This is a genomic window from Arcticibacter sp., assembly GCF_053551015.1.
This window is the reverse complement of record NZ_JBMQOB010000017.1, coordinates 109496-119051: the sequence shown is the minus strand read 5'-3', so window position 1 is coordinate 119051 and position 9556 is coordinate 109496. Positions and strand designations below refer to the sequence as shown.

8 protein-coding genes and 1 pseudogene are annotated in these 9556 nt (G+C 43.6%); 7 read left to right on the top strand and 2 right to left on the bottom strand.

All coding sequences use genetic code 11. From position 1 onward, the window contains the following. Both ACO1NU_RS11805 and ACO1NU_RS11800 read right to left on the bottom strand, forming a co-directional pair. Positions 1-438: pseudogene (locus tag ACO1NU_RS11805) on the bottom strand (hypothetical protein); the annotation flags it as partial. Between the two features lie 425 nt (positions 439-863). Then, positions 864-1490, bottom strand: coding sequence for an SGNH/GDSL hydrolase family protein (locus tag ACO1NU_RS11800; protein ID WP_448818690.1), 627 nt, complete (start codon positions 1488-1490; stop codon positions 864-866). A 239-nt stretch (positions 1491-1729) separates the two neighbouring features. Here ACO1NU_RS11800 and ACO1NU_RS11795 point away from each other — a divergent pair, with 239 nt between their 5' ends. From ACO1NU_RS11795 to ACO1NU_RS11765, 7 genes are all read left to right on the top strand, one after another. Continuing rightward, positions 1730-3076, top strand: a complete 1347-nt coding sequence (locus tag ACO1NU_RS11795; RefSeq protein ID WP_448818689.1) for an oligosaccharide flippase family protein — start codon at positions 1730-1732, stop codon at positions 3074-3076. Position 3077: 1 nt separating this feature from the next. Continuing rightward, a complete protein-coding gene (locus tag ACO1NU_RS11790) occupies positions 3078-3947 on the top strand; it encodes an alpha-1,2-fucosyltransferase (RefSeq protein WP_448818688.1) in 870 nt (289 codons plus the stop codon). A 4-nt stretch (positions 3948-3951) separates the two neighbouring features. Next, complete coding sequence (locus ACO1NU_RS11785; RefSeq protein WP_448818687.1) at positions 3952-4899, top strand: hypothetical protein; 948 nt, start codon at positions 3952-3954, stop codon at positions 4897-4899. Between the two features lie 111 nt (positions 4900-5010). Further along, positions 5011-6249, top strand: coding sequence for a glycosyltransferase (locus tag ACO1NU_RS11780; RefSeq protein ID WP_448818686.1), 1239 nt, complete (start codon positions 5011-5013; stop codon positions 6247-6249). Between the two features lie 43 nt (positions 6250-6292). Further along, positions 6293-7201: a glycosyltransferase family 8 protein gene (locus ACO1NU_RS11775; protein ID WP_448818685.1), complete on the top strand. Its 909-nt coding sequence runs from the start codon at positions 6293-6295 to the stop codon at positions 7199-7201. Between the two features lie 30 nt (positions 7202-7231). Then, positions 7232-8023 carry a glycosyltransferase gene (locus tag ACO1NU_RS11770; RefSeq protein ID WP_448818684.1) on the top strand — a complete coding sequence of 264 codons (792 nt, stop codon included), beginning with the start codon at positions 7232-7234 and terminating at the stop codon, positions 8021-8023. 297 nt (positions 8024-8320) lie between these two features. Beyond that, positions 8321-9529 (top strand): glycosyltransferase, encoded by a 1209-nt coding sequence (locus ACO1NU_RS11765; protein ID WP_448818683.1) that lies wholly within the window; start codon positions 8321-8323, stop codon positions 9527-9529. Positions 9530-9556: the final 27 nt, after the last annotated feature.

The window sequence follows — 9556 nt, the reverse complement described above, 5'->3', positions numbered from 1 at the left end:
TTTGGCCGGGTGGAAGCGGCCTATAGTAACCGTAATGTTTCCTTCTTCATCCCGCTTCAGTTCGTGAGGGATCTGCAGCACCTCTGCCAGTTTGCTATCGCCATTGAAGTCCATCCCCACGAGTTGCTGAAGGTCGGCATCGTGGAGGTCGCGTTCCCCGATATTACCTGTCAGACTGCTTCGCAGTGCCTGGTAGACCTGTTTTGTTGTGCGGGCGACCGCTTCCCCGTCGCGGAAAATGAAAGCAGGCTCAAAGCCCCTGCGGATCACCGCTGCTGCCGAGCTGCTCAGGCCGAACTCGGTTGAAGCCCGTACACTCTCAGGTGTCTGTTTGAATTTACGGGGTTTGCCCTGAATGATGTTCTTGTTGCGGTACCTGCGGTACACTACGGAACCTGCCGTTCCGCGTACTGCTCCTTTGTGATCGATGATGGCCATGATATTCTATTTTTCCTCAAGGTAGGCCGGGGGAATAAGAAGGACGATTCTTAAGCTAAAATTTCCAAATTCTTCCCAAAAACGTCGCGAAACAGCTGGTTTTTGCGAATTTGGGGAATGAAGACAAGGCTGTCCCCTGTGGGGTTTTATGAGTTCCATTCGCCGGTCGCCAGCTTTTTCGCTCTCCTTCGGGCTGAGCTTTCCGCTCCTTACGGCTCTTGCCGTCGAAAGAAAACGGGCGTGCAGACCAGTAACGAGTCCGACCTTGAATAATACGGGTCGGACTGATCAGAGGTCCAACCCGCCGATAATGCTCCCTCTCAGGTCGGCAAATAGCAGCAGATAGAGACCTCGCTAAGAACGCGCATTGCGCGATTAACGAGTGGAAATGATTCACCGAAGCTGCCAGTCAGTCGCTTTGCCGGTCAGATGCTATTTTTAATAAGGTTGGATTTAATGATCTGGGCCCAAGGGATGTGAGCCGATTCTTTCAAATGTATCCGATCAGGTAAGTATTCGCTAATTCCGTTTTTTCGCAGGTGGTCATTGATGTCCAGGAATTCGATTCCTTTCTTTTTCGCGAGGTCCTGATACTGCATATTCAAACTGTCAATCGCAGTGTTTTTTGAAGGATCTGGTGTGATGATTACCGATTGAAGAATGGGCCTAATCTTGTGATGCTGTAAAGTATCGATTATGCTGCTGAGATTCTGAATAATTCTGGTGGTCGGAATGCCTGCCCCCAGATCATTCCCACCGCCTTCGATATAGCAAATTTCCGGTGTGTATCTAAGCACCTTGTCATGTAACATCCACTGGAAATGGGATGTAGTAAGTCCTGGAAGCCCGCTGTTTTTTATGTCTCCCCGGCCGATCTGGTCTCGCCAATCGACGGCGTCTGTATGTGAATCACCCAACATAACGACGGTTGCATGTTTTCTGAGCCAGATCTTTTCATAGAGAAAATTATGATAAATGGCTGAAAAAGCGAGTATTATAAGTACAGTTAAACAATTGGAAACGATTGATAATCTGATAAGGAAAGGTCTCATGATTGGTTTTTGCCGGGTCTTACTATGTGGATCGCAACTCCATCGGGTAAAAGTAGTGAAACAAGATCAGCAGGTAAAGAAATTATCTGATTCTATCATTCGTTGTTTTTCTTCGGTTAGCAAAACTATAGCTAACTGAAACGTTATGAATCCGCTTTAATGTTTATCTTCGATACTTAAAGTCAGGTCGTGTTTGAGAAGTATGGAGCGAGGATGATGACCGGTTTTCTATACTTCTAATGAAAATTATTAAAACCCTAAAAAAATCATCCTTATTGAAGTCAGGATTTGCTGTAACAGCAGGAAGAGGATCCTTGATTGTCGCTAACTTTTTGATCTTTTATATACTTGTCAGGATCTGCTCTCCTGCAGATTTTGGAACATGGGTTCTTTATTCTTCCATAATCACCATATTCGACGTGGCAAATTCGAGTTTCATTAGTAATGCCATAATTAAGTACTATCATGACTATACTGGTGAATCAACGGGGAGGTTTGTGTATAACGCCGTCTTGTTTTCTGTCTTCCTCACTTTTCTGATTTCGATAATTTTATATCTATCCATTTACGTATTTGATGGAATCTATAAGTCCGGTGCGCTTACAAGGCTGCTTTGGCTGGGGCCATTGCTACTTCTACCTTCCGGGTTCATTAATGTGATTAACAGCATAGAACAGGGCAATTCCAGGTTTTACGGACAGCTGGTTGCGTCCGTCATCAGGTCCGGGTTATTTATTCTCTATTTGTTGTTCTTATTCATCACGAAGCACGAGTTCAGCATCCGCAGTTTTGTTCTGGTGAATATCGTTGCAGCGGGAGTGGCACTCGTGGTTGTTTTCTTTATGACCAGGCGCTATCTCAAGTTTACGCTGACCTTTGACCGACTGATTGTAAAGAACATCGCTAAATACGGATTCTTCACCTTTGGAATAGAGGTAACGGGACAGGTTTCAAACAATATCGGGCAGTTGATATCAGGCGCGTTACTTTCGCCGGCATCCGTGGGGGTAATCAATGTAGCAAGCCGCATACTGCAATTCATCGAAATACCGCTTCAAGCAATTTCAACATTATTAATGCCCAAGGGAGTGGCTACACTTAAAGAACGAGGTATGGCAGGTATAAAAGATCTATATGAGAAATCTTCTGCTCTTGTTGTGTTGACCATGCTTCCGGTACTGTTGCTCTTCTTCATCTTTGCGGATGAAATTATCCGCCTGATAGCAGGAAATCAATTCGGCCAGGCTGCCGTTTTATTACGCATCATACTTGTATATAGTCTGCTAAAACCCTTTGGTAGAAATGCCGGCGTCATCCTGAATGCCATTGGAAAAGCACGGATCAACTTCCTGATGATTCTTATACCAACTGCCATTAACTTGATTTTAAACTACTTCTTAATCAAGCAAATGGGGGTTATAGGCTCACCGATCGCGACGTTTATCTCTGTATTTGTTGGCTTCGTCTTCAATCAATACGTATTGTACAGGATCGCGGGCGTGGAGTTTAAAAGTATACTGAGTCAAATAGCTAACTACAGCCGGATTGCCCTGGTTCTTCTTGTACCTAAGCTGAGCAAGGTTTGATATGGTAATTGCGACTATAACCAGTGGGCTCGGAAACCAGTTGTTTCAATATGCATTGGCCCGGCACCTTTCGCTAATCAATCGGTGTTCCCTCTATTTTGATCTTCGATTTTATAAATCTGAGTATGCACGTGAGACGAGCCGGTCTTTTAAGCTAAACAAGTTTAACATCGCATATAAAGAAATTGACAGGTCTGTAGAATGGGGCATCAAGGTTACCAAGCTGTTTCCTTCTCAAACGCTCAGTCCCTTTTTCCGGACTCTTCGGGAGCGACATTATCACTTCGATCCGGAAGTACTTGAGGCGAAAGAGCCTTTTTTGAACGTGAAGGGGTATTGGCACTCCGAAAGGTATTTCAGATCGTCTCAGGCTATCATCAGAAATGAGTTGCAGTTCAACAATCCAGGGGGGCGGGGCTTCGATCGTTATCTTCGTGAAATTCAGCACGCAGGAAATGCAGTTTCCGTGCATGTCAGACGTGGAGACTACGTTCATCACCCGGAGTTCAGTCAGACTTTCGGCTTTATTGGTTTGGCCTATTATGAAAAGGCAATGGAAATCATGACCAGCAAGGTGCCTGATAGCGTGTTTTTCATTTTTACAGATGATAAATCATGGGTTCTGGAGAATTTTCCGAAAGGGGGAAATTATGTTTTTGTCGATGTGGAAGGTTCGGATGCAGATCTGGACGATCTTCATTTGATGAAGACCTGCAGGCATCATATTATCGCCAATAGTTCATACAGCTGGTGGGGAGCATGGTTGAACGGTTATCCCGATAAGATTGTGATAGCTCCGAAAGAATGGTTTAGAAATCAGCCCGACTGGAATACAAAGGATCTGCTTCCTGAAAGCTGGCTCAAAATCTAATGGCATGAAGAAATTGTATTCAAAGTTTCTGTACGTAATTGCGAGTTTGAACTATCCTTCGGTGTTGAAAGACTACCGGTATTTTATACGGGACAATTATTATAGCCGGACCCGCCAGATCCTCTTTTTTTGGAAGGATTACATGACTAAACCGAAGTATAAGGTCATTGAGTTTCAAGGAGAGTTCGACCAGGAACTCAGGTATGTTATTCCATTTGCTTACTGGCACCATTTGAATGGTACCTTGAAGAAGACCATTTCATGCACGAATACAAAAGAGCTGTATTTCTTCAGTGAAGATCACGAAGAGCGTCACACGAAGCGGATCTGGGAGCTTGGTTACAGCAATTACGAAATCCCCAATATGACCCATTCTGCGTCGTTCAGTTATACGAAGTGGAAACAAGTCCCATTTAAGAGCTTCTACAAAAATGATGTCTTTAGGTATGATAAGCCCATTCTCCTTGTCGCGAATAAATACAACATCGAATGGGATGATGCACCACTCAATTATTTCAATTTGGAGTTTCTTGACTGGCTTATTACGCATTACAGCGATACGTATCAGATCATCTACAACAGGCCTCTAAACACGCAGATCGTTTCTGATAATAGCGAAATTCTTGATCTGAACGAACATTGTTGGTTACGTGAAAGGCATCCCGGAGTGATCCTGATGAATGATCTTTATGAAGCTAACATCGGCCTGGTGAACAACTTCAATCATCTTCAATTGATGGTATATGCCAACTGCGACCGGTTTATTTCCGCTCATGGGGGGACGGCGGCGTTTGCGAGCTATTTCGGAGGCATTAATGTTATCCTGTCAAAAAGAGGGATAGAACATCATCTGAAAGAGTTCGACAGTATTTTTCCTCAGCTCTCCGGTGCGACCATTTATCATGCTGAGAATGAAAATGCGCTAAAAGCCTACGTGGAGAAATACTTCTAACTGCCATGATATTCATGCTGAGATACATCGAATTAATTAATTTAATCTTTAATGCCTGGATTTAATAGTTAAATAAAACCATTAAATTCGACAGTCCATAAACCTTATCGAATGAACTTTGTCTTTGTTAGTCTTCAACGCATTAACACGGGTCGTGAGTCAACCTCTATTGGTCTGGCTAAAGCCCTATCTAAGGAACATGCGGTTCTATATGTTAATCCTCCGATCGACAGGCGGACCTATCTTTCAAAGCAGGGAGATGTTTATACTAAACGACATATCCAGGATATCCGGGCGGGGAAGCCTGGACTGTCTGAACTATCGGCTAATCTGTGGATATTGAATCCCGAGAAGGTCATCGAATCTGTTAACTGGATTCCCTCCACTCCGATATTTTCGCTCTTCAATAAGTTCAATAACCGGACATTCGCATCAAGCATTAAGAAGGCTGTCGGGGAGTTGAAATTTGAGTCTTTTGTGTTGATCAATGATAAAGATATGTTTCGCAGTTTTTATTTGAAGGAACTGTTGAAGCCCAGCATAGCCGTGTATCTTGACAGAGATTATACACTTGGCTTTGATTACTGGAAACGGCACGGGAACTCTCTCGAGCCCAAACTCATGAAGAAGCAGGACCTGGTGGTCTGTAACTCCCTGGATTTTACAAAGCGAGCGTTAAAATATAACCCGGCAAGTTTCTATATCGGCAACGGAGCTAATCTGGAGATATTTGATCATGAAAAGACCTGGGCAGTGCCGGATGACTTAGGTAAGGGAGAGCGTCCCTTAATCGGATACATAGGAGCGTTAAATTCCATGCGTATCGATATCAAGCTGATTGAAAAAATAGCAATGAAGCGTAAAGACTGGGATTTTCTCATGATAGGAGAGGAAGATCATGAATTTCGGATGAGTGCTTTGCACAATATGGAAAACATCAGGTTCCTTCCTAAGAAACATACTAACGATATCCCTGCGTATGTTAAACATTTCGATGTGTGTATCAATCCGCAGCTCATTAACGAAATTACTATTGGCAACTTTCCAATGAAGATAATTGAATATCTGGCGATGGGACGTCCCGTAGTTGCTACAGAAACGAACACCATGAAGGAAGTCTTCAGCGAAGTGACCTACCTGTCGAAAGATACAGAAGGGTACATTGCAGCTATTGAACGAGCTTTGGCAGAGGATACAAAGGAAATACAGAAATTAAGAAGCCTGTTTGCCAGGCGATATAGCTGGAAAGCATTATCTTCAATCTTGTTAAGCCATATTGAAGAGTTTGCTAAAAACGAAAGCAGAACGCTGAACCATGATTTAGTGGTTAAGCTGGCCGAAAGGAGATAAAAAGGCAGGTTTACGAATTTAGTCGCATATTAGCGAGTTGATTATGGAAGGTACGAACGAGACGATAAGCATTGTTACGGTATGCGATAACCATTATGCGCTAATGCTTGCAGCATTACTGAAATCCCTAGAGGTTAATTACAAGGGTAAGAAAAGGATTGATCTGCATATTATTGACGACGGGCTTAAGGAAGGGACTATAGAGAAAATTGCTCGTTCGGTTGATAAACAGGTGTTTGATATTACCTGGTTGAAGTTGGAAGATGCCATTCGTGACAGGTCTGAATTACCACTCGACAACTCAACTTTTCCGTTAAACGTGTATGTTCGGCTATTCATCCCGCATTTTTTACCATCTTCAACCGGGCGGGTATTGTACCTGGACGTCGACATGATAGCAGAAGCAGACATCAGCATGCTCTGGAATGTGGATATGGAAGACAAAGTGGTTGCAGGAGTGGTCGACCGGTCAGGCACAGTAAGCAGCACCTGGGGAGGAATTACGAATTATCAGGAGTTGGGCTTAGACCCCGACACAAAATACTTCAATAGCGGCTTACTGCTGATTGATACACGGAAATGGCGTGAACAGGACATAACGCGTCGGGTTCTTAAATGTATACAGGAAAACAGCAGGTATGCGGGATTTCCGGATCAGTACGGACTGAACGTCGTCCTGGCCGGTCAGTGGCTGGAGCTGGATAGTAAATGGAACTGCTACGCCATGTCTACCGAGGAAAGTCCTTATATCATCCATTTTATCGGAATTAAACCCATCTATACGTCCTATGAATATAGTTCATATTACAAGGAACGCTTTTTTCATTATCTGAGATTAACAGAATGGAGTAGCTTCAGGCCTGTAAGTAACAATTTCAGACTTCTGAAGAAATTGTATAATAAGGTGGTTAAAAGATGGCGGAGGATAGTCAACGGACGCCAGAAGAGTTAGTCTGGAATTTTGTAATTAAGTCAAAAAGCGATGGTTAAGGTATTTAAGGGAGTGACTTTACTTGTAACGCACTATAACAGGAGCAGTTCTTTAGAGAGGTTGTTAAACGCTTTCGGGCATCTTGAATGCCGGTTTGAAGACATCGTTGTGTCAGATGACGGAAGCGCTGCCGAACAAATAGCCTATCTGGAGGAGCTACAAAAAACTCATGCTTTTCGCCTGATCAAGACGGCGGTCAACAAAGGGCTGGGGAATAACATAAACAAGGGGCAGGAGGCCGTAAGTACGCCGTACACCTTGTATGTTCAGGAGGATTTTGTTCCTTCAGCATCGTTCCCTGAGCATTTCCAGGATGCTCTTGAGATCATGGAGGAGCGGGGGGATCTGGACATTGTTCGTTTCTATGCGTACTACCCGTATCCTTACTTGCGGCCATATAAAAAGGGCTTTTCTGAAATGCACATCAAGCCCTGGTACCCGGATTACGGTAAGATCTATTACTATAGTGATCATCCTCATTTGCGCCGCAGTAACTTCCTGCAGAGATTTGGTCATTATGCTGAGGGGATCAAAGGCGACCGTACGGAGTATCGCATGTGCGTCTCTTTTATCCAGAACAAGGGAAAGGGTTTATTTTACGATGAGTATGATCAGCTTTTTACTCAGGTGAATTCCGATGAAGAGCCCAGTACCATGTCGCGGAAGAGCTGGACAACAAGCAAAAATCCTTTGATCTCCCTCGTTCGCTATGCTTATAGACAGATTCGCTATAATTACGATATTTTGTTCAGTAAGCAGGTTTCCAAAAGCAAGAACTCCTGAGGAACTTGTTTAGAGCAGAAGCCTGTGAGCGCTGTGCACAGTGATCCGGCGGATATTAGGGTGTATGAAAATTGATATACATCGCCGGATTGGCTATATTTGAACTATACGAAATTGCACATTCAAATGGGTAGCCGATTAGCTTTTTTAGGAAATTATTTGAAATATCCTTACTCAAAGGTTAAAAATCCGGCTATTAGGGGAATATTTTGGGTGAATACCCCATCATCAACAATTTCGATGTTAAGCTGTTTTAGTTCATAATAAGGCGCGTCCAATTATTTTATCCATCTGAGTATGCCCATAATTACCAACAGAGATATTCTGATCGTCGGTTTACAGCCATGGGACACGGAGATCGGCAGCAACTGCAAAGATATTGCACTTGAGTTCAGCAAGCATAACAGAGTCTTATATATCAACGCTCCACTCGACAGGATAACCATTTTAAGAAGGAAGGGTACGGAGTACGTCGATAAACGCTTGCGTATCAGGAAGGGAGAAGGAAAGGCGTTAGAAGAGGTATCTTCCAATTTATGGGTCTACTATCCGGACACTATTTTGGAATCCCTGAGCTGGATAAAGGTCGGTTGGTTGTTTGACCTGCTGAACCGGTTTAACGGGAAAAGATTCTCAAATTCGATAGAAAAAGCGTTGGGCATGCTGAATTTTAAAGACTTCATCCTGTTCAACGACAACGATATTTTTAAGAGCTTCTATCTGACAGATTACCTCAAACCTGCGTGTAGCGTGTACTATTCAAGGGATAATCTGCTGGCGATGGATTACTGGAAATTTCATGGCAAGCGGCTGGAGCCAAGGCTCATGGCTAAAAACGATGTTTGCGTTGCCAATTCTATATATTTAGCCAATATCTGCCGTAAATATAATCCTAACTCATTTTATGTTGGTCAAGGTTGTGATGTAGAGCGCTATACAAACGTGTCGCAGACTTCAGTACCTGCGGATATCGCTGATATTCCCAGGCCGGTCATTGGATATGTGGGAGCGCTGATCACCTTACGCCTGGATATCGGGATCCTTTATTACCTTGCTGAGCAACATCCGGAATGGAGTATTGTGCTGGTAGGTCCAGAAGACGAGGATTTCAAGAAGAGTTCACTCCATACCCTGAAAAATGTTCACTTTTTAGGGTCGAAGGATCCGCTGGAGCTTCCTCACTACATTTCTGCGTTTACCGTTTGTATCAACCCTCAAATCGTGAATGAAGTTACGATAGGAAATTACCCAAGGAAGATAGACGAATATCTGGCCATGGGGAAGCCTGTTGCGGCAACCAGAACGGAAAGTATGGAAGCATTTGCCGAACATGTCGCATTATCTGTCAGCAAAGAAGAGTTCGCTAAAAATGTGGAGGACCTTATTGCTCATGATGCTGCTGATCTGCAGCAATCCAGAGCAGCTTTTGCCGCTGGTCATACATGGACAGCCAGCGTCGACGAGATCTATGAAGCCATTTATAAAACACTCCAATCCGGTAAATAATCGTAAATGTCTGGCTGCATTAAAGTG

Coding starts and splice junctions, on each gene's coding strand:
- ACO1NU_RS11785 (WP_448818687.1), top strand. CDS start 3,952: ATGAAGAAATTGTATTCAAAGTTTCTGTACGTAATTGCGAGTTTGAAC.
- ACO1NU_RS11780 (WP_448818686.1), top strand. CDS start 5,011: ATGAACTTTGTCTTTGTTAGTCTTCAACGCATTAACACGGGTCGTGAG.
- ACO1NU_RS11775 (WP_448818685.1), top strand. CDS start 6,293: ATGGAAGGTACGAACGAGACGATAAGCATTGTTACGGTATGCGATAAC.
- ACO1NU_RS11795 (WP_448818689.1), top strand. CDS start 1,730: ATGAAAATTATTAAAACCCTAAAAAAATCATCCTTATTGAAGTCAGGA.
- ACO1NU_RS11790 (WP_448818688.1), top strand. CDS start 3,078: ATGGTAATTGCGACTATAACCAGTGGGCTCGGAAACCAGTTGTTTCAA.
- ACO1NU_RS11770 (WP_448818684.1), top strand. CDS start 7,232: ATGGTTAAGGTATTTAAGGGAGTGACTTTACTTGTAACGCACTATAAC.
- ACO1NU_RS11800 (WP_448818690.1), bottom strand. CDS start 1,490: ATGAGACCTTTCCTTATCAGATTATCAATCGTTTCCAATTGTTTAACT.
- ACO1NU_RS11765 (WP_448818683.1), top strand. CDS start 8,321: ATGCCCATAATTACCAACAGAGATATTCTGATCGTCGGTTTACAGCCA.